21 protein-coding genes are annotated in these 23,789 nt (G+C 60.1%); 8 read left to right on the top strand and 13 right to left on the bottom strand.

Translation table 11 applies throughout. From position 1 onward, the window contains the following. Positions 1 to 219 precede the first annotated feature (219 nt). From JUI81_RS07005 to JUI81_RS06990, 4 genes are read left to right on the top strand one after another with little or no spacing between them, the layout of a single operon-like run. The gene (locus tag JUI81_RS07005) at positions 220 to 885 is read left to right on the top strand and encodes an amino acid ABC transporter permease (protein ID WP_019581714.1); all 666 of its coding nucleotides are present in this window, start codon (positions 220 to 222) and stop codon (positions 883 to 885) included. Then, the gene (locus tag JUI81_RS07000; RefSeq protein WP_019581715.1) at positions 866 to 1,525 is read left to right on the top strand and encodes an amino acid ABC transporter permease; all 660 of its coding nucleotides are present in this window, start codon (positions 866 to 868) and stop codon (positions 1,523 to 1,525) included. The genes JUI81_RS07005 and JUI81_RS07000 overlap by 20 nt, the downstream gene beginning before the upstream one ends. Then, complete coding sequence (locus JUI81_RS06995; protein WP_204123980.1) at positions 1,522 to 2,304, top strand: amino acid ABC transporter ATP-binding protein; 783 nt, start codon at positions 1,522 to 1,524, stop codon at positions 2,302 to 2,304. The genes JUI81_RS07000 and JUI81_RS06995 overlap by 4 nt, the downstream gene beginning before the upstream one ends. Continuing rightward, entirely contained in the window at positions 2,301 to 3,182 is an 882-nt protein-coding gene (locus JUI81_RS06990; protein ID WP_204123979.1) for a transporter substrate-binding domain-containing protein, read from the top strand. The genes JUI81_RS06995 and JUI81_RS06990 overlap by 4 nt, the downstream gene beginning before the upstream one ends. A gap of 79 nt (positions 3,183 to 3,261) precedes the next feature. Here the strand turns inward: JUI81_RS06990 and JUI81_RS06985 are convergent, their stop codons facing one another. Further along, a complete protein-coding gene (locus JUI81_RS06985) occupies positions 3,262 to 4,422 on the bottom strand; it encodes an AAA family ATPase (RefSeq protein WP_019581718.1) in 1,161 nt (386 codons plus the stop codon). A gap of 304 nt (positions 4,423 to 4,726) precedes the next feature. On the opposite strand from JUI81_RS06985, the gene JUI81_RS06980 reads away from it, so the two are divergent. Genes JUI81_RS06980 through JUI81_RS06970 form a run of 3 tightly spaced genes read left to right on the top strand, consistent with a single transcriptional unit; the run spans position 4,727 to position 9,944 of the window. Next, a complete protein-coding gene (locus tag JUI81_RS06980) occupies positions 4,727 to 5,830 on the top strand; it encodes an efflux RND transporter periplasmic adaptor subunit (RefSeq protein ID WP_204123978.1) in 1,104 nt (367 codons plus the stop codon). After that, complete coding sequence (locus JUI81_RS06975; protein WP_204123977.1) at positions 5,827 to 6,894, top strand: efflux RND transporter periplasmic adaptor subunit; 1,068 nt, start codon at positions 5,827 to 5,829, stop codon at positions 6,892 to 6,894. Before JUI81_RS06980 ends, JUI81_RS06975 begins: the two co-directional genes overlap by 4 nt. After that, complete coding sequence (locus tag JUI81_RS06970) at positions 6,891 to 9,944, top strand: efflux RND transporter permease subunit (protein ID WP_204123976.1); 3,054 nt, start codon at positions 6,891 to 6,893, stop codon at positions 9,942 to 9,944. The genes JUI81_RS06975 and JUI81_RS06970 overlap by 4 nt, the downstream gene beginning before the upstream one ends. 3 nt (positions 9,945 to 9,947) lie before the next feature. On the opposite strand, the gene JUI81_RS06965 is transcribed toward JUI81_RS06970, so the two are convergent. The 12 genes from JUI81_RS06965 to JUI81_RS06910 form a co-directional block, all read right to left on the bottom strand. Further along, entirely contained in the window at positions 9,948 to 10,577 is a 630-nt protein-coding gene (locus JUI81_RS06965) for a bifunctional 2-polyprenyl-6-hydroxyphenol methylase/3-demethylubiquinol 3-O-methyltransferase UbiG (RefSeq protein ID WP_204123975.1), read from the bottom strand. 64 nt (positions 10,578 to 10,641) lie between these two features. Continuing rightward, entirely contained in the window at positions 10,642 to 11,286 is a 645-nt protein-coding gene (locus tag JUI81_RS06960) for a methionine ABC transporter permease (protein WP_018929342.1), read from the bottom strand. Further along, a complete protein-coding gene (locus tag JUI81_RS06955; RefSeq protein ID WP_086944172.1) occupies positions 11,276 to 12,397 on the bottom strand; it encodes a methionine ABC transporter ATP-binding protein in 1,122 nt (373 codons plus the stop codon). Before JUI81_RS06955 ends, JUI81_RS06960 begins: the two co-directional genes overlap by 11 nt. Positions 12,398 to 12,399: 2 nt before the next feature. Beyond that, entirely contained in the window at positions 12,400 to 13,209 is an 810-nt protein-coding gene (locus tag JUI81_RS06950) for a MetQ/NlpA family ABC transporter substrate-binding protein (RefSeq protein WP_018929340.1), read from the bottom strand. A gap of 189 nt (positions 13,210 to 13,398) precedes the next feature. Further along, positions 13,399 to 14,751, bottom strand: coding sequence for an LLM class flavin-dependent oxidoreductase (locus tag JUI81_RS06945; protein ID WP_204123974.1), 1,353 nt, complete (start codon positions 14,749 to 14,751; stop codon positions 13,399 to 13,401). Next, positions 14,751 to 15,944 carry an SfnB family sulfur acquisition oxidoreductase gene (locus JUI81_RS06940; protein WP_204123973.1) on the bottom strand — a complete coding sequence of 398 codons (1,194 nt, stop codon included), beginning with the start codon at positions 15,942 to 15,944 and terminating at the stop codon, positions 14,751 to 14,753. Before JUI81_RS06940 ends, JUI81_RS06945 begins: the two co-directional genes overlap by 1 nt. A 23-nt stretch (positions 15,945 to 15,967) precedes the next feature. After that, entirely contained in the window at positions 15,968 to 17,209 is a 1,242-nt protein-coding gene (locus JUI81_RS06935) for an SfnB family sulfur acquisition oxidoreductase (protein WP_204123972.1), read from the bottom strand. A 254-nt stretch (positions 17,210 to 17,463) separates the two neighbouring features. Continuing rightward, positions 17,464 to 18,228 carry a hypothetical protein gene (locus JUI81_RS06930; protein WP_019581728.1) on the bottom strand — a complete coding sequence of 255 codons (765 nt, stop codon included), beginning with the start codon at positions 18,226 to 18,228 and terminating at the stop codon, positions 17,464 to 17,466. Positions 18,229 to 18,734: 506 nt separating this feature from the next. Beyond that, positions 18,735 to 19,484, bottom strand: coding sequence for an L-cystine ABC transporter ATP-binding protein TcyN (tcyN, locus tag JUI81_RS06925; RefSeq protein WP_007939567.1), 750 nt, complete (start codon positions 19,482 to 19,484; stop codon positions 18,735 to 18,737). Between the two features lie 4 nt (positions 19,485 to 19,488). After that, the gene (gene tcyL / locus JUI81_RS06920) at positions 19,489 to 20,154 is read right to left on the bottom strand and encodes a cystine ABC transporter permease (RefSeq protein ID WP_007939566.1); all 666 of its coding nucleotides are present in this window, start codon (positions 20,152 to 20,154) and stop codon (positions 19,489 to 19,491) included. Beyond that, positions 20,154 to 20,948 (bottom strand): cystine ABC transporter substrate-binding protein, encoded by a 795-nt coding sequence (gene tcyJ / locus JUI81_RS06915; RefSeq protein ID WP_019581730.1) that lies wholly within the window; start codon positions 20,946 to 20,948, stop codon positions 20,154 to 20,156. The genes tcyL and tcyJ overlap by 1 nt, the downstream gene beginning before the upstream one ends. Before the next feature lie 339 nt (positions 20,949 to 21,287). Beyond that, positions 21,288 to 22,280: a D-cysteine desulfhydrase gene (locus JUI81_RS06910; protein WP_019581731.1), complete on the bottom strand. Its 993-nt coding sequence runs from the start codon at positions 22,278 to 22,280 to the stop codon at positions 21,288 to 21,290. 190 nt (positions 22,281 to 22,470) lie between these two features. On the opposite strand from JUI81_RS06910, the gene epsC reads away from it, so the two are divergent. Then, a complete protein-coding gene (epsC, locus tag JUI81_RS06905; protein WP_007939563.1) occupies positions 22,471 to 23,397 on the top strand; it encodes a serine O-acetyltransferase EpsC in 927 nt (308 codons plus the stop codon). Positions 23,398 to 23,789 lie beyond the last annotated feature (392 nt).

Genomic DNA, 23,789 nt, shown 5'->3' with positions numbered 1-23,789 from the left:
GGCATTTTGAAAAAAAGATCCTTCCTACAGCGCAAAGGAAAATAGCCGTCTCCCGCTGCCGTCGCAAATCCACAGGATAGTTTTTTGTGTGATATCAATATGCTTTATCGGTATTTAAATTACTCTTTTTATACCTTTAAAGTCGGTGCCTGCCGGGTGGTTATCCACTGCCCATGGACTGCGCCATCGTCGCTTACCGAGTGGCTTACAGGATGTTCAATGACCTTCGACTACGCATTTATCCTCGGCACCCTGCCGGCGTTTCTCAAAGCCGTTGGCGTGACGCTGCAGGTCGGCTTCATCGCCATCGGCACTTCATTGCTGGTGGCGCTGGTCAACGCGACGATTCTGGTGTTTCGCACGCCTTACCTGCAGCGTCTGGTCGGGCTGTATGTGGAGTTGGCGCGCAACACGCCATTGCTGATCCAGTTGTTCTTCGTCTACTTCGCCTTGCCGGCCCTGGGCATCAAAGTCTCGGGCTTCGCCGCAGCGATCATCACCATGACCTTTCTCGGCGGAGCCTACCTCACCGAAGTCCTGCGTGCCGGCGTGGATGCCGTGCCCCAGGCGCAACTTGAGTCCGGTCGTTCAATTGGCTTGTCCCACGGGCAATTGCTGCGCTACGTGATCTTGCCGCAGGCCGGCATTCTCAGCCTGCCGTCGCTATTCGCCAATTTCATATTCCTGCTCAAGGAAACCACGGTGGTCTCGGCGGTGGCGGTGCCGGAGATTCTCTACACCACCAAGAGCTACATCGCGCTCTATTACAAAACCTACGAAATGCTCGCCGTGCTGACGTTGATCTGCGTGCTGTTGTTTTTGCCGTTGTCGCTGCTGCTCAGCCGTCTGGAAAGGAGGCTCCAGCATGGCCAGTTCGGGTCTTGAGTTGCTCATGGTGTCGTTGCCGCAATTGGGCAAGGGCGCTGCGCAAACCTTGTCGATTTCTTTTCTGAGCATCGCCTTCAGCACCGTCGGCGGCGTGCTCTACGGCGTGTTGCGCACGCTGAATTCGAAGTGGCTGAACGTCATTTTGCGGGTCTATCTGGAATTGTTCCGGGCGATCCCGGTGCTGGTCTGGTTGTATTTGCTGTTCTTCGGCCTGCCGATTTTTTTCGGCCTGAGCATTCCGAGCTTCTGGTGCGCGGTGCTGGTGCTGTCGCTGTGGGGCGCCAGCGAAGTCGGGGAAGTGGTGCGCGGCGCCTTGCATTCGTTACCGCGCGGCCAGCGAGAAGCGGGATTGTCGATTGGCTTGAACGGCCCGCAACTCTACGGCTACGTACTGCTGCCCCAGGCGCTGAAACGTATGACGCCGCCGACCATCAACGTCTACACGCGGATCATCAAGACCAGCTCCCTGGCGGTGCTGATCGGCGTGGTGGACGTGATCAAGGTCGGCCAGCAGATCATCGAGCGCACCTACGAATCGGTACTGATCTATGGCGCGCTGTTTCTGTTTTTCTTTTTCATCTGCTACCCGCTGTCGGCCGCTTCCCGCGTGCTGGAGCGGCGCTGGACGCAAGCATGAGCGCATTGATCGAGTTCAAGGGTTTCAACAAGTTTTTCGACGAGCAGCAGGTGCTCAACGGCATCGACCTGAAGGTGAAACCGGGCGAAGTGATCGTCATCCTCGGCCCCAGCGGCTGTGGCAAAAGCACCTTGCTGCGCTGCCTCAACGGCCTGGAAGTCGCTCACAGCGGCAGCTTGAATTTTGCCGGGCGTGAGTTGCTGGGCAAGGGCACCGACTGGCGCGAAGTGCGTCAGCAGATCGGCATGGTATTCCAGAGTTATCACCTGTTCCCGCACATGAGTGTGCTCGATAACGTGCTGCTTGGCCCGGTGAAAGTGCAGAAGCGCGACCGCCGCGAAGCCCGTACCCAGGCCGAAGCCTTGCTGGAGCGCGTAGGCCTGTTGGACAAGCGCGACGCGTTCCCGCGTCAGCTCTCCGGTGGTCAGCAGCAACGCATCGCCATCGTCCGTTCGCTGTGCATGAATCCCCAGGTCATGCTCTTTGACGAAGTCACCGCCGCCCTCGACCCGGAGATGGTCAAGGAGGTACTCGAAGTGATTCAGGGCCTGGCCCGCGAGGGCATGACCCTGCTGATTGTCACCCACGAAATGGCCTTCGCCCGCGCCGTGGCCGACCGCATCGTGTTCATGGACGCCGGGCGCATCCTTGAGCAACAACCCCCCGAGATTTTCTTTACGAACCCGCAAACCGCACGAGCGCAGCAGTTCCTGGAGAAGTTCTCCTTCGTCGCCGCACTACCTAAAACGACTCAAATAAAGGAATTGGAACTGCCATGAAAACTGCCAAGTATTCTCTGCTGCTACTCCCGCTGCTCGGCCTGGCGCTGCTGGCCGGCTGCAACAAAACCGAAGAACCGGCCAAGCCGAAAGTCGCCAGCGTCAGCAGCGCACCGGCCGGATACCTGGAAAAGATCAAAGCCCGGGACAAGCTGATTGTCGGGGTGTTCACCGACAAACCGCCGTTCGGTTTTGTCGATGAAGCCGGGCGCTACGTGGGGTTCGATACCGACATTGGTCGCCAATTCGCCAAGGATCTATTGGGCGATGAAAACAAAGTCGAGTTCGTGGCGGTGGAGCCGGCGAGCCGGATTCCATTCCTGCAAAGCGACAAGGTCGACCTGATCCTGGCCAACATGACCGTCACCCCGGAGCGCAAGGAAGCGGTGGACTTCACCAACCCGAACCTCAAGGTGGCGGTGCAGGCGCTGGTGCCGCAGGCCAGTTCAGTGAAGAACCTTGATGACTTGGCGACCCGCACGACTATCGTGACCACGGGCACCACAGCCGATGTCTGGCTGACCAAAAATCACCCGGACTGGAAACTGCTGAAGTTCGAGAAAAACTCTGAGTCCCTGCAAGCCCTGGCCAATGGTCGCGGCGACGCTTATGCGCAGGACAATCTGGTGCTGTTCAGCTGGGCCAAACAAAACCCGGGCTACCGCTTACTGGAGCAGAAGTTGGGCGCCGAAGCACCGATCGCCCCGGCGGTAAAGAAGGGCAACATCGAACTGCGTGATTGGGTGAATGCGGAGTTGGCGAAGCTGGGTGAGGATAAATTTTTGCTCAAGCTGTACGACCAGTATGTGCGCAAAGAGCTGAGCGACGACACCAGGCCTGAAAGCGTGATTGTCGAGGGTGGGAAGTGGCAGGGGTGATTTGCTTCAGATGATCGTTCCCACCTGTGGCGAGGGAGCTTGCTCCCTCGCCACAGAGCGTGGGAACGATCAGTGTGTCTCAGTCAGGCCAATACCACACCGGCTCATCCAGCATCCGCTGCCCGACCATCCCGGTCTGACCGAAATCTTTTTCCAGCACAATGCAATTGCACTCCGGGTCTTGCTGCAATGCCGAGATCAAGCGCCGCGCATGGGACACCACCCACACCTGGCACTGTTCGGACGCTCGAATAATCAACCGCGCCAATGCCGGCAACAAGTCCGGATGCAGACTGGTTTCCGGCTCATTCAGCACCATCAGCGTCGGCGGCCGGGGTGTCAGCAATGCCGCGACCAGCAACAGATAGCGCAACGTCCCGTCCGACAGCTCGGCGGCGGACAGTGGCCGCAACAACCCTTCCTGATAAAACTCGATTGCAAATCGGCCACCTTGCAGCAGTGCGATGTTCAGCGTCGCGCCGGGGAACGCATCGCTGATCGCCGCCTGCAAGGCTTCGGGATCGCCGATTTCGCGGATGGTCTGTAATGCCGCCGCGAGGTCGCGACCGTCGTGGTGCAACACCGGCGTGCGAGTGCCCAGTTGTGGTTGTCGCGCCGGAGCTTCGGCATCGCTGCGAAAGTGATCGTAGAAGCGCCAGCGGCGGATGAATTCACGCAGCTGCAAGACTTCCGGCGAGGTACGCAAGCTACCAACCTGATCGAACAGGCTGTCGAAATTCGGCGTGTGCTGGGACAGCACCTCCCAGCCGCGCCCGACCCGGGCGCGGATCATCGGGCCGTTGCGATCCACCAGCAGGCTGGCCGGGCGATAGAACGGCCCGGACCAGATGCATTCCTTTTTGATTTCCGGGTCCAGAGAAAACGCGGAAAGACTCGGTTCCGCAAGGCCCAGCGCGATCGAGTAGCTGAAGTCTTCACCGGCAAACCCCAGGCGCAGGCGCTTGACGCCGTGTCGCATGGTTGCCTGGACCGGGATTTCACCCTTGCGCATGCGCTGGGTGATGGTTTCCGGCCCGGCCCAGAAGGTCGAATCCAGCCCACCCTCGCGTGCCAAGCCATTGACCACGCCACCCTGAGCGGTTTCCGCCAGCAGGCGCAAGGCGCGGTAGAGATTGGATTTACCGCTGCCGTTGGGGCCGGTGATCAGGTTCAGCCGTTCGAGCGGAATCACCAATTTATTGATCGAGCGGTAGTTGGCCACCGCGAGGGCTTTGAGCATGGGGAGCTTCCTGCTGCAGGGTCAGCCATTCTGCCTTATTGTCAGCAACACGGTGATCCCTGTGGCGAGGGGGCTTGCCCCCGTTGGGTTGCGAAGCAGCCCTTAAACCAGTCACCGCGTTTCTTTCAGGATCACTGTGTTAGCCGGCTTACGACTGCTGCGCAGTCGAACGGGGGCAAGCCCCCTCGCCACAGTCAAGCCCCTCGCCACAGGGAATGCAGCAAACCCGTGCACCTGTTGAACCCTGTTCTAAGCTCACAGTCGTATCGTCACTGGCACGTACGTACAACGCAAAGGAGTCTGCATGGCGGGTCCCGGATTGAAATTAATGGTTGGCCTGAGCCTCTTCGCCCTGCTGACCGCTTGTGGCGAGAAAAAGCCCGTCGAGAAGGACCGTCCGCGAGTCTTCGTGCAAGAGGTCAAGCCAACCGATTACGCCGCCGCGGTGACACTCACCGGCGATGTCCAGGCCCGAGTCCAGACCGAGTTGTCGTTCCGCGTGGGCGGCAAGATCATCCAGCGCATGGTCGACGTCGGTGATCGGGTTTCAGCCAAACAAGTGCTGGCCAGGCTCGACCCCAAAGACCTGCAAACCAATGTCGATTCGGCCCAGGCCCAGGTCGTTGCCGAACAGGCGCGGGTCAAACAGACAGCGGCAGCCTTCGTTCGTCAGCAAAAACTCCTGCCCAAGGGCTACACCAGCCAGAGCGAATACGACTCCGCCCAAGCGGCCTTGCGCAGCAGCCAGAGCGCATTGAGCGCGGCTCAAGCGCAATTGGCCAACGCCCGCGATCAACTGAGCTACACCGCGTTGATTGCCGATGCGCCAGGCGTGATTACCGCGCGCCAGGCCGAAGTCGGCCAGGTGGTACAAGCCACGGTGCCGATTTTCAGCCTGGCCCGGGATGGCGAGCGTGACGCGGTGTTCAACGTTTACGAATCGCTGCTGGCCGAGCCGCCATCGGACAGATCAATTGTGGTCAGCCTGCTCGACAATCCGAAAATCAAGACCACGGGCACCGTTCGCGAAGTCACGCCAGCGGTGTCCGCGCAGACCGGCACGGTGCAAGTCAAAGTCAGCCTCGACGGTCTCCCTGAAGGCATGCAGCTCGGCTCGGTGGTGAGCGCCACCGCCAAGCCTGTGGGCAAAACCGCGGTGGAGCTGCCTTGGGCTGCCCTGACCAAAAACCTCAGCGACCCTGCCGTGTGGTTAGTGGACGCCGAGGGCAAGGCGCAGTTGCACACCGTCACCGTTGGCCGTTACCTGACCGGCAAAGTCATTGTCAGCGCCGGCCTCACCGGTGGCGAAAAAGTCGTCACTGCGGGCGGCCAGTTGCTGCACCCGGGCGTACGGGTGGAGGTCGTCGAAAATACCGATCAGACCCCAACCACAGGAGCCCAACCATGAAGCACCTGTTGCTGTTGTCCGCCGCTGTACTGCTGGTCGCCTGTTCCAAGGAAGAAGCGCCGCCAGAACCGGTGCGGCCGGTGTTGTCTGTGGAAGTGAAAGCGCTCCATCAAGAAAACCTCGGCCGGTTCGCCGGCAGCATTCAGGCCCGTTACGAAAGCAATGTCGGTTTCCGGGTGCCGGGGCGTATCGCCAGCCGCAATGTCGATGTCGGCGCCGAAGTCCAGAAAGGCGCCTTGCTCGCCACCCTCGACCCCACCGATCAGCAGAACCAGTTGCGCTCGGCCCAGGGTGACCTGGCGCGTGTTCAGGCGCAGCTCATCAACGCCCAGGCCAACGCCCGGCGTCAGCAGGAACTGTTCAATCGCGGGGTCGGTGCCCAGGCACAACTGGACATCGCCCAGACCGAACTGAAAACCACCCAGGCGTCCCTCGATCAAGCCAGGGCCGCCGTCAACCAGGCGCAGGACCAACTCAACTACGTCGAGCTGCGCACCGATCACAAAGCCATTGTCACCGCGTGGAATGCCGAAGCCGGGCAAGTGGTGACCGCCGGCCAGCAAGTGGTGACCCTGGCGCAGCCGGACATCAAGGAAGCGGTGATCGACTTGCCCGACACCCTGGTCGATGATTTGCCGGCCGACGTGGTGTTCCAGGTCGCCTCGCAGCTGGACCCGAGCATCACCAGCACCGCCATCGTGCGTGAAATCGAACCCCAGGCCCAAAGCGCGACCCGTACCCGTCGCGCCCGCCTGAGCCTGACCGATACGCCGCCGGGTTTTCATCTCGGCACGGCGATCAGCGTGACCCTCAGCTCTGAAATCAAACCACGCCTCGAACTGCCGGCGAGCGCATTGCAGGAGGTCGATGGGAAAACACGGATCTGGGTCGTCGATCCACAGACGCAAACCGTTGCCCCAAGGGAGGTCAGCCTGGTCAGCCGGACCGACGACACAGTAGTCGTGGCCAACGGAGTGAAGTCCGGCGAGCGGGTGGTCAGTGCCGGTGTGAATAGCCTCAAACCGGGGCAGAAAGTGAGAATTGACGAGGGCAGCCCGCAATGAAAGGGAGTTTCAACTTATCCGAGTGGGCCCTCAAGCATCAGTCGTTTGTCTGGTATTTGATGTTCGTCGCGCTGTTGATGGGCGTGTTCTCCTACCTGAACCTGGGCCGCGAAGAAGACCCGTCGTTCACCATCAAAACCATGGTGATCCAGACCCGTTGGCCCGGCGCGACCCAGGAAGAAACCCTCAAGCAGGTCACTGACCGGATCGAGAAAAAACTCGAAGAACTCGACTCGCTCGATTACGTGAAAAGCTACACCCGACCCGGTGAATCAACGGTTTTCGTGAACCTGCTCGACACCACCAGCGCCAAGGACATTCCGCAAATCTGGTACCAGGTGCGCAAGAAGATCAACGACATCCGCGGCGACTTCCCGCAAGGCCTGCAAGGGCCGGGCTTCAACGATGAGTTCGGTGATGTGTTCGGTTCGGTGTATGCCTTTACCTCTGACGGCCTGTCGATGCGCCAGCTACGCGATTACGTGGAACAGGTGCGTGCCGAAATCCGTGAAGTGCCAGGATTGGGCAAGGTCGAAATGATCGGCGAGCAGGATGAAGTGCTGTACCTGAACTTCTCCACCCGCAAACTCGCCGCCCTCGGCATCGATCAGCGCCAGGTGGTGCAGAGCCTGCAATCACAGAATGCCGTGACCCCGGCGGGAGTGATCGAGGCCGGCCCGGAGCGGATTTCGGTGCGGACCTCGGGGCAGTTTGCCTCTGAGAAAGACCTGGCCAACGTCAATCTGAAGCTCAACGACCGCTTCTACCGCCTGGCCGACATCGCCGATATCAGTCGTGGCTATGTCGATCCTGCCACCCCGGAGTTTCGTTTCAACGGCCAGCCGGCCATCGGCCTGGCAATCGCCATGAAGAAGGGCGGCAACATCCAGGCATTTGGCAAGGCGCTGCATCTGCGCATGAACGAGCTGACGGCCGACCTGCCGGTGGGCGTTGGCGTGCACAACGTTTCCGATCAGGCCGAAGTGGTGGAAGAAGCTGTCGGCGGTTTCACCAGTGCGTTGTTCGAGGCCGTGGTGATCGTGCTGATCGTCAGCTTCGTCAGCCTTGGCGTGCGCGCCGGGCTGGTGGTGGCATGTTCGATTCCGTTGGTGCTGGCGATGGTCTTCCTCTTCATGGAATACAGCGGCATCACCATGCAGCGGATTTCCCTCGGTGCATTGATCATCGCCCTCGGCCTGCTGGTGGACGACGCGATGATCACGGTGGAGATGATGGTCACGCGCCTGGAAATGGGTGAAACCAAAGAGCAAGCGGCCACCTTCGCCTACACCTCGACCGCGTTCCCGATGCTCACCGGCACGCTGGTCACTGTCGCCGGTTTCGTGCCGATCGGCTTGAACGCCAGCTCCGCCGGTGAGTACACCTTCACCCTGTTCGCGGTGATCGCGGTGGCCATGTTGGTGTCATGGGTCGTCGCCGTGCTGTTCGCCCCGGTGCTTGGGGTGCATATCCTGAGCGCCAAGGTGAAACCTCACGACACCGAGCCTGGGCGCATCGGTCGGGCATTCAATGGTGGCCTGCTCTGGGCCATGCGCAATCGCTGGTGGGCTATCGGCATTACCGTAGTGCTGTTCGTGCTCTCGGTGTTTTCCATGCAGTTTGTGCAGAACCAGTTCTTCCCGTCCTCGGACCGCCCGGAAATTCTCGTCGACCTGAACCTGCCGCAAAACGCCTCGATCGCCGAAACCCGCAAAGCCGTGGACAAGCTCGAAGCAACGCTCAAGGGCGACCCGGACATCGTGCGCTGGAGCACCTACATCGGCGAGGGCGCGATCCGTTTCTACCTGCCCCTCGACCAGCAATTGCAGAACCCGTACTACGCGCAACTGGTGATCGTCAGCAAAGGCCTGGAGTCACGCACGGCGCTGACCGCTCGTTTGCAAAAGCGCTTGCGTGAAGAGTTCGTCGGCATCGGCAGTTACGTCCAGGCCCTGGAAATGGGCCCGCCGGTGGGGCGGCCGATTCAGTACCGGGTCAGCGGCAAGGACATCGATCAGGTGCGCAAACACGCGATCGCCCTGGCCACTGAGCTGGATAAAAATCCGCACATCGGCGAGATCATTTACGACTGGAACGAGCCGGGTAAAGTGCTGCGCATCGACATCGCGCAAGACAAGGCGCGGCAACTGGGGCTGTCGTCGGAAGACGTGGCGAACCTGATGAACAGCATCGTCGTCGGCTCGCCGGTGACGCAGGTCGATGATGACATCTACCTGATCGACGTGGTCGGCCGCGCTGAAGATGCCGAGCGCGGCAGTCCGGAAACCTTGCAGAATTTGCAGATCGTCACTCCCGGCGGCACGTCGATTCCGCTGCTGGCGTTTGCCACGGTGCGCTACGAACTGGAGCAGCCGCTGGTGTGGCGTCGTGATCGCAAACCGACCATCACCATCAAGGCTGCGGTGCGCGACGAGATTCAGCCGACCGACCTGGTGAAGCAGTTGCAACCGGATATCGACAAGTTTGCCGCCGGTTTGCCGGTGGGCTACAAAGTCGCCACCGGCGGTACGGTGGAGGAAAGCGGCAAGGCCCAGGGGCCGATTGCCAAGGTGGTGCCGTTGATGCTGTTTTTGATGGCGACCTTCCTGATGATCCAGTTGCACAGCGTGCAGAAGCTGTTCCTGGTGGCCAGCGTCGCGCCGCTCGGGCTGATCGGCGTGGTGCTGGCGCTGATCCCGACGGGCACGCCGATGGGCTTCGTGGCGATCCTCGGGATTCTGGCGCTGATCGGCATCATCATCCGCAACTCGGTGATCTTGGTGACCCAGATCGACGCCCTCGAGAAGGACGGCTATACGCCGTGGGACGCGGTGCTGCACGCCACGGAACACCGTCGCCGACCGATTCTGTTGACGGCCGCGGCGGCGAGCATGGGGATGATCCCGATTGCCCGGGAAGTGTTCTGGGGGCCGATGGCCTACGCAATGATTGGCGGGATCATCATCGCCACCTTGCTGACGCTGCTGTTTTTGCCGGCGCTGTATGTGGCCTGGTACAAGGTACGCGAGCCGAAGAAACAAGCGCCGTAACGATCAGTCGGCTCGACGCCAAACGCTGGCCAACCAAGGCTGCTGCTCCCGCGGCAGCCCCGCCGGCCGGTAGTAATGCTCAAGCTCCACAAACCCCGCCTCGGACAGCATTTGTTGCCACGCCGCTAGGTCGTAATACGCCCCATACCGTGATCCGTTCCAGCCTTCCTGATTCTCGCCACGGGGATTGGAACTGAACAACACACCGCCCGGCTTCAACGCCGCGCGCAGTTGCTTCAACACCCTGGGCAACTCCTGACTCGGGACATGAAACAGCACCGCATTGGCAAAAATCCCGTCGAAGCGCTCGGCCGGCAGATCGAGTTTCAGGAAGTCCTGCTGCCAGACCTCACACCCGCTGTCGTCCCGGGCCATCTGCGCAAGCTTTTCCGAACCGTCGAGCCCGATGGCGATGTGGCCCAGGCGGGTGAAGGTTTTCAGGTCGCGGCCAGGACCGCAGCCAAAGTCGAGAATGCTGAAGGGCGCCTTACCCAGAATATGCCGCAGCAGGGCATCGATGTTCTGGCTGACATCGTGATCGCGAGTGCCTTCACGGAAGTCTTCAGCCACCGCGTTGTAATGGCCCAGAGTGGTGGAGGTGATCTGCTCCAGGTCGGTGGGAGTCTGTTTCATGGTCGGCTGCACAGAAAAAGAGAGAAGCGCTGACTATAAGCGCTTTCGCACTTTTGATCTTGATTCAGCGCTTATTCAACCCCCGCGCCAGCCGATCCCCACCCAACTGAATCACCGCCACCAACACCACCAGCAACACAATCACCGTCAACATGATCTGGCTGTCAAAGCGCTGATACCCATACCGATACGCAATGTCCCCCAACCCGCCAGCGCCAATCGCCCCGGCCATGGCCGACGAATTGATCATGGTCACCAGCGTAATGGTGAAGCCGCCGACAATTCCCGGCAGCGCCTCGGGCAACAGCACATGCCAGACGATATGCCAGCGCCGGCACCCCATCGCTTGCGCCGCTTCGATCAACCCGTGGTCGACTTCCCGCAGGCTGACTTCGGCGATGCGTGCGAAGAACGGCGTAGCGGCAATAGTCAGCGGCACCACCGCTGCCCAAACGCCATAAGTGGTGCCGACGATCAACCGGGTGAACGGAATCAGCGCCACCATCAAAATCAGAAACGGAATCGAGCGGAACAGGTTCACGAACGCGCCCAGTGCGCGGTTCAGCGCCGGTGCTTCGTAGATCCCGCCTTTGGTGCTGGTGACCAGGATCACCGCCAGCGGAATACCCACCAACAGCGCGATCAGTGACGACACGCCGACCATCAGGAAGGTGTCGATGAAGCCTTGCAGCAATCGATCAAACCACATAACCCAGCACCTCCACCTGTTGCGCCCAATGACTGGCGCGCTGACGCAATTCCTCGGCACCGAGGGACGAACCGGTCACCGCCAGCAGTAATTGCCCCAGCGCATGGCCCTGAATCCGTTCCACGCCCCCTTGCAGCAAACGCACGCGGCCACCGAGGGCGCTGAAAAGCGCCGCCAGGTCTGGCTCGTCGCGTGTATTGCCGGTGAATTGCAAGCGCAGGACCACGGCAGCGTCCGAAGACTGCGGCTGTGCCCGCAAGCGGCTTTGCAGTTCATCCGGCAGGCCGTGTTGCAGCGGCGCGAGCAAGGTCTTGCTGACCTCATGTTGCGGGTTGCCGAAGACTTCCCAGACTGGCCCTTGCTCGACGATTCGCCCGTGCTCCAACACCACGACCCGATCGCAGATATCGCGGATCACCGCCATCTCGTGGGTGATCAGCACGATGGTCAGGCCCAGTCGCTGGTTGATCTCGCGCAACAGGCCGAGGATCGATTGGGTGGTCTCCGGATCGAGGGCCGAAGTGGCCTCGTCGCACAGCAGAATTTCCGGGTCATGCACCAACGCACGGGCGATGCCGACACGTTGTTTCTGCCCGCCGGAAAGCTGCGCCGGATAAGCTTTGTGTTTACCTTGCAGGCCGACCAGTTCGAGCAATTCACGGACCTTCTGCTCGCGTTTTTCCTTGGGCACACCGGCGACTTTCAGCGGCAACTCGACGTTCTGCCAAACCGTCTTGGCCGACATCAGATTGAAGTGCTGGAAGATCATGCCGATCCGTCGGCGCAGCGCCACCAGACGGTCTTCATCGAACTCGCCGATGTCCACCTGATCGATCAGCACTCGCCCGCTGCTCGGTTGTTCGAGGCGGTTGATGGTACGGATCAGAGACGACTTGCCGGCACCGCTGCGCCCGATGATGCCGAACACTTCGCCGCGCTGGATTGCCAGGTCGATACCGTGCAGGGCCGCCACCGGACCTTGCTGGCCATTGTAGGTTTTACCCAGGCCGATGAAGCGCACGTGGGCGCGGTTCAGCTCGGGGTGGAGCTCGGTGCGTTCAGCACTGTGTGGCTCTGGAGTCTCCAGTCGCCGTTGGATGGCGGCCGTCATGCTCAGCTTTCCCAGCCAGCTTGATAGAGCTTGCCGTGGGCTTTATCCAGCGCTGCGCGAACCGCTGGCGAGTGCTGATAGATGTCGACGAATTTGATCAGCCGTGGGTCGGTTTTGCTTTTCGGCTGGATCACGAACTGGATTACGTATTCCTTGTGATCGAGACCGTCGAACAGCAGCGCGGAGCTGGCATCGAAGGTTTTCGACAGGCGAATGTAGGCCGGATAACCCTGGACCAGATCGGCGTCGTCGTAGGCGCGTACCAGTTGCACGGCTTCGACCTGAAGGATTTTGATTTTCTTCGGGTTGGCGATGATGTCCTCTTCGGTGGCCTTGTAGCCGACGCCCGGTTTGAGCGTGATTAACCCGGCCTTGGCCAACAGTTGCAGGCCGCGACCGCTGTTGATCGGGTCGTTGGCGATGGCCACGCTGGCGCCTTCTGGCAACTCGGCGAAGCTTTTGTATTTCTTCGAATAGAGGCCGACGTTGTTGATGATGCCCGGGGCGAACGGCACCAGATCAAAGCCGGCCGCGGCCTTGGCGTTTTCCAGGAACGGGATGTGCTGGAAATAGTTCACGTCGATGTCGCCCGAGGCGAGGCTGACGTTGGGAGCGATCCAGTCGCTGAACTCCACGAGTTCGACTTTCAGGCCTTGTTTGCTGGCTTCCTCTACGGCGGCTTCCAGCGGAATGGCGAAGGCGGCGGTGGTGCCGACTTTCAGCGGCGCGTCGGCGGCGAAGGTGATGGAGCTGAAGAGGCCGAGGGCCAGGGCCAGTGCTTTGACTGGGTGGGATAAGAGTTTTTTGGTCATGAGTAGTTTCCAGTCAATTGTTTAATCGGTGCACAAATTTGTGGCGAGGGGGCTTGCCCCCGTTGGGCCGCGAAGCGGCCCCAAAACCATGCAATGAGGTGTGTCAGGTAAAACCGGTCCGCAGGTTTGCGACTGCTGCGCAGCCGAACGGGGCGATGCGGCGTTCCGACAAGCCCCCTCGCCACAGGATTAGCGGCGGAACGCAGAGCCTGTGTGTTGCTCAGGCAAATGCGCATCACGCTGAAACAGCTTTTCCCGCAGACTGCCGTCGTCGTAAGCGGTCTTGTACGAGCCCCTGCGTTGCAACTCGGGAATCACCAGCTCAATGAAATCCACATAGCTTTCCGGGGTGACGATCCGTGTCAGGTTGAAGCCGTCGAGGCCGGTTTCGGCGATCCATGATTCCAGCTCATCCGCCACTTGCTCAGGCGAGCCGACCACGGTGATGTAGCGGCCGCCGAGGGCGTGTTGTTCCAGCAGTTTGCGGCGGGTCCAGTCGTTGTTTTGCAGGTTCTTGGTGGCGGACTGGATGGCGTTGCTCTTCACGTACTGAATCGGTTCGTCGAGTTCGTACTCGGAAAAATCTATCCCGGTGGACGCCGAAAAGTGCGCCACGCCGGCCTCGGCGCTGGCGTAGCTCAGGTACTCGGCATGCTTGGCCCAGGCCAGCGCTTCGGTGGCGCCGACGATCACGTTTAAACCCATGAACACCTTGATGTCCCAAGGATTGCGCCCGGCCTCGACGGCGCTGGCACGAACCTTGTCCACTTGAGCCCGGGTCGCCGGTTTGTTCTGGCCGCTGATGAACACGCACTCGGCATGCCGACCGGCGAACAGCAAGCCGCGATCGGAGCTGCCGGCCTGGAACAGCACCGGCGTGCGTTGCGGCGACGGCTCGCAGAGGTGATAACCCTCGACCTGATAGAACTCGCCCTTGTGCTCGACCTTGTGCACTTTGTCTGGCTGGGCGTAGATCCGTTGCTCGCGGTCGTTGAGCACCGCGCCGTTTTCCCAGCTGCCTTCCCAGAGTTTGTAGAGCACTTGCAGGTATTCGTCGGCCTGGTCGTAACGTCGGTCGTGTTCCGCCTGTTCGCTGAGACCCATGGCTTTGGCGGCGCTGTCCAGATAGCCGGTGACGATGTTCCAGCCGACGCGGCCGCGACTCAGATGATCAAGCGTCGATAGGCGTCGGGCGAACAGATACGGCGGCTCGTAGGTCAGGTTGGCGGTCAGGCCGAAGCCGAGGTTTTTGGTGACCGCGGCCATGGCCGAGACCAGCAGCAGCGGGTCGTTGACCGGCAACTGGATCGACTCTTTGAGCGGCACGTCCACCGAGTTCTGATAGACGTCGTACACACCGACGATGTCGGCGATGAACAGACCGTCGAACAGCCCGCGCTCCAGCAGTTGCGCCAGTTCGGTCCAGTATTCGATCGTCTTGTACTGGGTGGACGTGTCCCGTGGATGGGTCCACAGACCATGGTTGATGTGCCCGATGCAGTTCATGTTGAACGCGTTGAGCAGGATCTTCTTTTTGCTCATCAAATGGTCCCCCGCAACGGCGGGTTTTCATCGTTGAGGTAGTAATTGCCCACCGCGTGGTATTTCCAGCGCACCGGGTCGTGCAGGGTGTGCACCCGGGCGTTGCGCCAGTGGCGATCGAGGCCGTGCTCAATCAGGGTCGCCTGGCTACCAGCCAGTTCGAACAGCGTGCTGCCGGCGGCGAGGGAGATCTCGGTGCTGATGGCCCGGGCTTCGGCAACCGCAATCGACGCGGCGGCGACGGTCTCGGCATTGGTGTCGGCCTGGGCCTGGTCAAGGAATTCGCCGGAGCGCTCCAGCAAGGCTTCGGTGGCGTGCAGGCGAATGCTCAAGTGGCCGAAGCTCTTGATGGTCAGTGGGTCTTCGGTGGCTGTTTCATGCGTGGCGTCGATCCACGGCCGGGTTTTGGTCCGCACGAAATGCAATGCATCTTCATAGGCTGCGCGGGCAATGCCGGTGTCGATCGCGGCGTGGAGAATCTGCGCCAATGGGCCGACAGTGGTCGGGCGTTCGAATGCGCTTTGAAATGGAATCACGTCCTCGGCGGCAACGTAGACATCCTCGAACACCACCGAACCGCTGCCGGTGGTGCGCTGGCCGAAGCCGCTCCAGTCGTCGATGACCGTCAGGCCTTTGCTGTTGTGCGGGACGAAGGCCAGCTGTTGCACGCCGTTTTCATCCACTACTGAGGTGGGGATGCGCTGGGCGTAAATGGCGCCGGTGGCGTAGAACTTGCGGCCGTTGATGCGATAGCCGTCACCGTCGCGGGTCAGGCGGGTGACGCGGTCATGGGCGGTTTTGGTGCCCAGTTCCGCCAGTGCATTGCCGAAACGCTGGCCGGCCAGCACTTCGGCATACAGGCGTTTTTTCTGCTCATGGCTGCCGTTCACACGGAGCACTTCGAGGGCGTAGAAATGGTTCTGCGGGATCTGCCCCAGGGAGCCGTCAGCCTGGGCGATCAAAGCGATCACTTTGGCCAGGGTGACGTTGGAAACCCCGGCGCCGCCGTATTCCTTTGGCACGCTGATGCCCCAAAGACCCGAACGGGAAAACACTTCCAGTTCCGGGTGCGGCAAACGACGTTCGCGGTCGCGCAGGGCGCTGTCGCGTTTGAAGTCGTCGGCCAGGTCTCCGGCGACGATCAGGGCTTGCTCATCGCTGGTAATGACCGCGACGTTTCGAGAAAGAGACATGTGTTTCTCCAGCGATCTGGTCGTTAAATCCAGGAGTGGCGAGCCGGCAACGTGCCGTTCAAGTGATAAGCGCCAACCGCGTGATACTTCCAGCGCACCGGGTCGTGCAGCGTGTGCACCCGGGCATTGCGCCAGTGGCGGTCGAGGTTGAACTCGGCGAGGGTGGCGCGGCTGCCGGCCAGTTCGAAGAGTTTTTCGCTGGCCAGCAGCGAGATCTCGGTGGTCAGCACTTTGGCCTCGGCAACGGCAATTGAGGCGCGTGCCGCAGACTCGGCGGTGAGCGGCGCGGCGTTGACCTGATCGAGCACTTGCCCGGCCTTGCGCAGCAGCGCTTCGGCGGCGTGCAGTTCGATTTTCAGCTTGCCGATATCGGCGATCACGTAGAGGTCGTCGCTGGCCCGGTCGACCTTGGCGTCGATCCAGGGCCGGGCACGGGTTTTCACGAATTCGATGGCGTCATCGATAGCGCCCCGGGCGATGCCGGCGTCGATGGCCGCTTGAATCAGTTGCGACACGGCGCCCTGAGTGTTCGGGCTGTCGTTGATCCTCCAGTTATCCACCACCAGCTCGGCGTCGACCCGCACGTTGTTGAGCAATATGGTGCCGCTGGCGGTGGTGCGCTGGCCGAAACCCGACCAGTCATCGACGATGCGCAGGCCCGGGGTGCCACGACGAACGAAGGCCAACACTTGCTTGCCGTCATCGTTCAGCGCCTTGACGGCCACCCAGTGGGCGAACAAGGCGCCGGTGGAGTAGAACTTCTGCCCGTTGATGACGAAGCCGTCGCCGTCGGCAGTGATTCGCGCCTTGAGCTCCAGGGTATTTTTGGTACCGCGCTCAGGGCCTGCGTTACCGATCCGCCAGCCTTCGAGCACGCTTTTGAACAGCTGTTTTTTCTGCGACTCGGTGGCACTGCCCAGTATCAGGTTGAGAATCCCGAACTGGTTCTGCGGGATCTGCCCCAAGGCCGGGTCGGCTGCGGAAATGATCGCGAAGACTTCGGCAACGGTGACGAATGAAACCTGTGGGCCGCCGTACTCACGCGGGATGGCAATGCTGCCCAAGCCGCTGCGGGTGAACTGTTCGATTTCCGACCAGGGCAACTTGCGCTGCTGGTCACGTTTGGCGGCTTGCAGGCGCGCGACTTGCGCCAGCTCTTGGGCAGCCTTGATGGCTTGTGCGTCGTTGCGCAAGATCTGCGCGGGCAACAACAATGGGGCGATGTCCAGATCACTCTGAACGATTGCATCTGCCAGACTGGACATCAGTGCCGCTCCTTGGCTGCACGCAATGCCCTGGCGATTTGCACTGGGGTGATTGTGTTCCGGACCATACCTACCTCACATCTCATGAAAACGCCGCAGGTGTTGCGGCGAACGAAAAACACGAATGTCCGGTGGTCCGGTGCATATACCCTAAACGCGTATAAATAATTTATGAACTAACTTTTAGGAATATAGATAGAAGAGGTATCAGTCTCTTCCCTGTAGCAGCTGGCTTCGCCAGCTGCTACAGGGCCTCACCGCTTTCTGGGTTCTGCGGCTTTGAGCACTTCTTTGGGCGGCACTTTCAGGTAAGGATTGGCACAGCCGATTTTCAGTGTGCGTGCCGGTGCCCAGCGCGAGTTGTTACCCACCCGGTCAAGGATGCAGTAGGTCACTTCCAGTCGAAGGTCTTCGCCGGCTTCGAGAATGATTGCCGGTGGCACCCAGACGTGGATCGGCTGACCCACATCGTCGGCCTTGAGTTTGGGCAGGTCCATGCGCACATCGCCCCAGCGCAGGGTGATTTCGTCGTCGGCGGCCATGTTCAGGTAGGGTTCGATGGTCAATGGCACACCGCGCTTGACCTGGTTCGGATTGACCCCCTGACGGCGAATGGTCTCGGGAATGAACACCGGCGCCAGGCTCTGGTTTTCCTCATCGCAAAGGGGCGAGGGTAGGCCGCCGGGGCAATCGAGTTTGATCTGGACGCGCGCCGCCGGTGATATCGCTGGCCCTTGCCCGATCTGCATGACCTTGTAATGGACGCGAGCAGAACCGTTGGCAATGAAGCTTTCCGGCACCCGCAGGCTCACCGCTTTGCCGCCATGGTCAGTCCCCACCAGGCTGGAGGCCACGTAGCAGTTGTTCCAGAACAGCTCGATCAGGTCGCCTTCGTCCATGCCTGGATAAGGCGGCACGTCGATCATTAGATGAGCGGCCGAGGTGATGCTGATGCCGGCCTTGTGAGTTTGCGCCAGGGTCGGGGCTGCAAGGTCGGGTTTGTTCGAAGTGCTTGTCATGGGGTTCTCTCCTTGAAGCCTTACCGCGAAGTCCGTTTCTGAAAGATCGAAAGGCGTGAATTACCAGGCAACAAAACGATTCACTTTTTGTGTATTTGAAGAGTGATCGAGTTTGATGAAAGTCGCTTGTTGGAGACTAGATAAGAGTGGGTTCGAATAGGTGTCAATAGTGTTTATTGGTTAAAGGTTGGTTCTTGGGTTATTCAGAAATCTCCTACGCAGTGCAGTTAATAAACCCCAATGCTCTGTCGAATTTAGTCCAATATTTGATGGGCTGCACGCCTTGGAGGTAGCAACCCATTGACTGTGGGTGGCGAGGGTTTTTATGGATTTTAAGCGAGATGAATCTGTTGCAGGACATATATATGTACCGCATGGGAGGGTGGGAAGTTATCTACGATTTGGAATTAATCAAGGCAGTTGTTGAAGACGAATGCAGGATTTTATAAGTCGGAGAAAGTGTCACTTCCATCCATGGAAGTTGACAGTTTTGAGTGGGAATTGAATTAAGCGTTGTTAAGGAACTTGCTGAGAAACTGCTTCGTCCGTTCTTCTTTCGGGTTGGCAAAGAGCGCCTTGGCTTCGCCCTGTTCGACAATCACACCCTTGTCGAAAAACACCACACGGTTGGCCACGTCCCGAGCAAACCCCATCTCGTGGGTGACGATCACCATGGTGCGTTTCTCTTCAGCCAGGCCGCGGATGGTCGCCAATACTTCGCCCACCAATTCCGGGTCCAGCGCCGAGGTCGGTTCATCGAACAGGATCACTTCCGGTTCCATCGCCAGCGCCCGGGCAATCGCCACACGCTGTTGCTGACCGCCGGAGAGGCGTCGCGGGTAAGCGTCTTCCTTGCCCGCCAGGCCGACCTTGGCCAACAGCTTTTTACCCAAGGCAACGGCGTCGGCTCGTGGGATTTTTTTCACCACGATCGGGCCTTCGATGACGTTTTCCAAGGCTGTGCGATGGGGGAACAGATTGAAGTTCTGGAACACAAAACCCACGTGCTGGCGAAGGCGTCGTACCAGGCTCTGCTGCTGGTTCAGGGGACGGCTGCCATCGATCTCGATGTCGCCGACCTTGATCCGGCCGCTGGTGGGTTCTTCCAGAAAATTCAGGCAACGCAGGAACGTGGTCTTGCCCGAGCCGCTGGGGCCGATGATTGCCACCACCTCGCCTTCCTTCACCTGCAGATCGATGCCGTTGAGCACCACCTGACCCTTGAACTGCTTTGTCAGTTTTTCCACGACAATCATTGGGTCAGGACTCCTGGTCGTGCCGATTGACCCGCTCTTCCAACTTGTTCTGCAGGTGCGAAAGCACCGTGGCCAGAACCCAGTAGATCAGCGCGGCGGCAAGATACATGGTGAAAATTTCGAAGGTACGGGCGGTGATCAGCTGCGCCTGGCGGAACAGCTCCGGCACCTGAATGGTGGCCGCCAGCGCGGTGTCCTTGACCAGCGAGATGAAGCTGTTGCCCAACGGTGGCAGGGCCGTGCGCATCGCTTGCGGCAGAATGGCCCGGCGCAGGGTTTGCGCGCGGGTCATGCCGATACTGGCCGCAGCTTCCCATTGGCCGCGCTCGATGGAGCTGATCGCGGCACGCAGGATTTCGCAGGCGTAGGCTGCCATGTTCAGCGAGAAGCCGATCAGGGCGGCCGGCAGCGGATCAAGTTCGATGCCCAATTGCGGCAAGCCGTAATAGATCACGAACAGTTGCACCAGCAACGGCGTGCCGCGAAAGAACGACACGTAGATGCGGGAAATCCAGCTCACCAGTTTGAAGCGCGACAGGCGCATCAATGCCAGGCCGAAGCCCATCAGCAGGCCGAAAAACATCCCGCCCAGGCTCAGGATGACCGTGTAGTACGCGCCCTTGAGCAGGAAGGGCGCGGAGTCCAGCGCGAGTTGGAAAGCTTCTCCCATTATTGAGTGACGTCAGCGCTGAAGTATTTTTCCGAAAGCTTTTTCAGCGTACCGTCGGCACGCAGCTTGTCGATGGCTTTGTTCACCGCGGCCAGCAGTTCAGGCTCGCCTTTGCGCAGGGCAATACCGGCCTCTTGGCGGGAGAACGCTTCGCCGGCGGCGGCAGTGTCCTTGGCCTTCCTGGCGTATTCCAGCGCGGCCAGGCGGTCGATCAGAATGGCGTCGATGCGGCCGACGCGCAGATCCTGGAACTTGCTCGGGTCATCTTCGTAGGTGCGGACGTCAGCCTTAGGCACATTCTCTTTCACCCACTGCTCGTAGTTGGTGCCCAGGCCTACGCCGACTTTCTTGCCGGCCAGATCGGCGGCGGTCTTGATGGTGTCTTTGTTTTTGGTCAGGGTCAGGGCCTGAATCCCGGAAACAGTGTACGGCTCGGAGAAGTCGTACTTCTTCTTGCGCTCTTCGGTGATGGTCACCTGGTTGATCACCGCGTCCAGACGTTTGGATTCCAGGGCCGCGAGGATGCCTTCCCATTTGGTCGGCTGCAGTTTGACCTTCACGCCCAGCTCTTTGGCCAAGGCTTCGGAGAACTCGACTTCGAAGCCGCTCAGTTTGCCGGCCTCGTCGACGAAGCTGAACGGTGGATAAGTGCCTTCCAGGCCGACGTTGATCACGCCCGCGTCCTTGATCTTTTGCAGTTGCTCTCCGGCAACCGCTTGCCCGAGCAGGCCGGCGCTCAGCGCCAGGCCCAACGAGCCCACCAGCAGATTTCTACGTAGTGCGGAAAAATTCATGACAAGCCCCTGTGTTTTCTTATGGAAGACGCTTAAGGAAAGTTGGCAAATTCGGGATTTGAACGACTGCGATATCCTGCCCTAAAGCAGCTTATGCGTCTCGCTGCAAATTCGCCTGCGGCGCGACTATATGATGTCGTCTTTAGATAGGAAAATAATAAATATTAAGTTTGTTATTCTTTAAATGAATATTTGAGGATTGCATTCCTGTGGCGAGGGGGCTTGCCCCCGTTCGGCTGCGAAGCAGTCGTAATGTCTGCTGACTCGATATGACTGCCGGACACAAGGGGCCGCTGCGCGACCCAACGGGGGCAAGCCCCCTCGCCACAGGACTATCGGCTATAAAAAGTCTTTGTAGGCAAACAACGCCGGCGCCCCGCCGGTGTGCAGGAAGATGATCGGGCCGTCATCGAAGCGCTGGCGCCCGATGCCGTCGAGCAAACCGGCCATGGCCTTGCCGGTATACACCGGGTCCAGCAACAACCCTTCCTGGCTCGCCAACAGCTTCACCGCCGCCAGCGTCCCGGCATTCGGCTCGCCATAACGCGGGCCGAAATATTCGTCCCACAGTTCTACTTTGAAACTCGCCGGCAGACCCACGCCCAACAGCTCGGCAGTGCGTTCGGCGAGGCCCTGGACTTTCGGTCGTTGAGCTTCATCGCTACGGGAAACGGTCACGCCGATGACTGGCAAATCCGGCAGTACTTCGCTCAATGCCAGCGCCAGCCCGCTATGGGTGCCGGCACTGCCGGAAGCCAGGACTACGGCGGCGAATTGCAGCCCGGTGTCCTTGATCTGCTCGGCCAGTTCCAGACCCGCACGGACATAACCCAACGCGCCCACCGCATTGGAGCCACCAATCGGCACCAGATAGGGTTTCTTGCCATTGCTGCGCAGACGTGCGGCCAGCGCTTGCAATTGCTCGTCAGCGTTGTCGAGGTTTTCCACCAGTTCGACCTTGGCATCGAACAGGTCCAGCAACAGCCGATTGCCATTGCCGAGGTAGTTGCTATCGTCAGTCCCGAGCGGGTTCTCCAGCAGCGCCACGCAGCCCAGGCCAAGCTTGGCCGCAATGGCGGCGGTTTGGCGCACGTGGTTGGATTGGATCGCGCCAGCGGTGATCAGTGTATCGGCGCCCTGAGCCAGGGCATCGGCGGCGAGGTATTCGAGTTTGCGCAGCTTGTTGCCGCCCAGTGCCAATGGCGTCAGGTCATCGCGTTTGACGTACACATCGCGGCCCAGCCAGGTCGACAGACGTTCGAGTTTTTCCAACGGGGTAGGGTGACCGAGCAGGTCGAGGCGGTTAAAACGGGCAAGCTGTTGTTTGATCATGGGTCCGTACTGGCGGAGGAAGATGTCAGGACTATAGGCACGGGTATTTAGTGGGGCAACTGCCAATCGCTTATAGCCAAAAGTATTGTTAACAGCACTATTGGTTCTTAATTCGGCTGCAAGTCGTTGCCGTAAAGTAATCGCCGTCAGTGCGGCCAGACAGTCCGGCCGCCCGTGAGGAGTTTTTACCGTGAGCGAGCGTTCCAGCCATTGGCAATTGCAGACCATCGTCAGCCAACTGCGTACGGCGCGCGACCAGTGGCGCGCACAAAACGGCCGCGCCAGCACCGAGCAGGGCGGTCGCGAGTTGCCGTCCCGAGCGGCCATGGCGGACATTCTCGAAGCCTTGTGCGGTGCGTTGTTTCCGATGCGTCTGGGGCCGGTGGATTTGCGCGAGGAGAGTGAGGACTTCTACGTCGGCCACACACTCGACGTGGCGTTGAATGCATTGCTGGCTCAGGCGCGGCTCGAATTGCGCTACGTCGCTCGTCACAGTGCCGGGGGCGATTCTGAAGTCGAAGCCAAGGCCATCCGGATCATTCAGGACTTCGCCCTCGCTCTGCCGGAATTGCGCAGCCTGTTGGACACCGATGTGCTGGCGGCCTATCACGGCGATCCGGCGGCTCGCAGTGTCGATGAAGTGTTGCTGTGCTACCCGGGAATCCTGGCGGTGATTCACCATCGCCTGGCCCACCATTTGTACCGCGCCGGGTTGCCGTTGCTGGCGCGGATCAGCGCGGAAATCGCCCACTCGGCCACCGGTATCGACATCCACCCTGGCGCGCAGATCGGTCGCAGTTTCTTCATCGACCACGGCACGGGTGTGGTGATCGGCGAGACTGCAATCATTGGCGAGCGTGTGCGGATTTATCAGGCGGTGACCTTGGGTGCCAAGCGCTTCCCGGCGGACGAAGACGGTCAGTTGCAGAAAGGCCATCCGCGGCATCCGATCGTCGAGGACGACGTGGTGATCTATGCCGGCGCGACGATTCTGGGACGGATCACCATCGGCAAGGGCTCGACGATTGGTGGCAACGTCTGGCTGACCCGCAGCGTGCCAGCGGGGTGCAACCTGACCCAGGCGAATCTGCAGCATGATGACGGGACGCAGAAGTAAGGCTCCCTGATATTTGCTGACTGACATGCAGTCTTCGCGGGCAAGCCTCGCTCCTACATCAGTGTCGATCGGGGACTTGGCGACCGACACAAAATCTGTAGGAGCGAGGCTTGCCCGCGAATGGTTTCAAGCCAAACCGAGATAATGGCATCCAGCTAATTTTCCACAGAACAAATCCCGTAAACCCCGCGTCATACCCTTCCTTGCACTCGCGCAGAAAAGCGACCGCCGAGCCCTGCGATTAGTCCTTAGCACCCTATTCATGTTTAACTTGAACGTTCATTCAAGTTAAACCGGTGGTTCGCCGCCCGCTCACAACAGGAGGCTTGCCTTTGCTGAGTCCGATTTTTACAGCCACGTTTTCCCCCCTCGAGGTGCACCTTTCGTGAGTG

This window comes from Pseudomonas sp. 008 (assembly GCF_016861935.1).
Classification (GTDB): domain Bacteria; phylum Pseudomonadota; class Gammaproteobacteria; order Pseudomonadales; family Pseudomonadaceae; genus Aquipseudomonas.
Note: the sequence above shows the minus strand (reverse complement) of the source record. Positions and strands in the feature narration are given on the sequence as shown.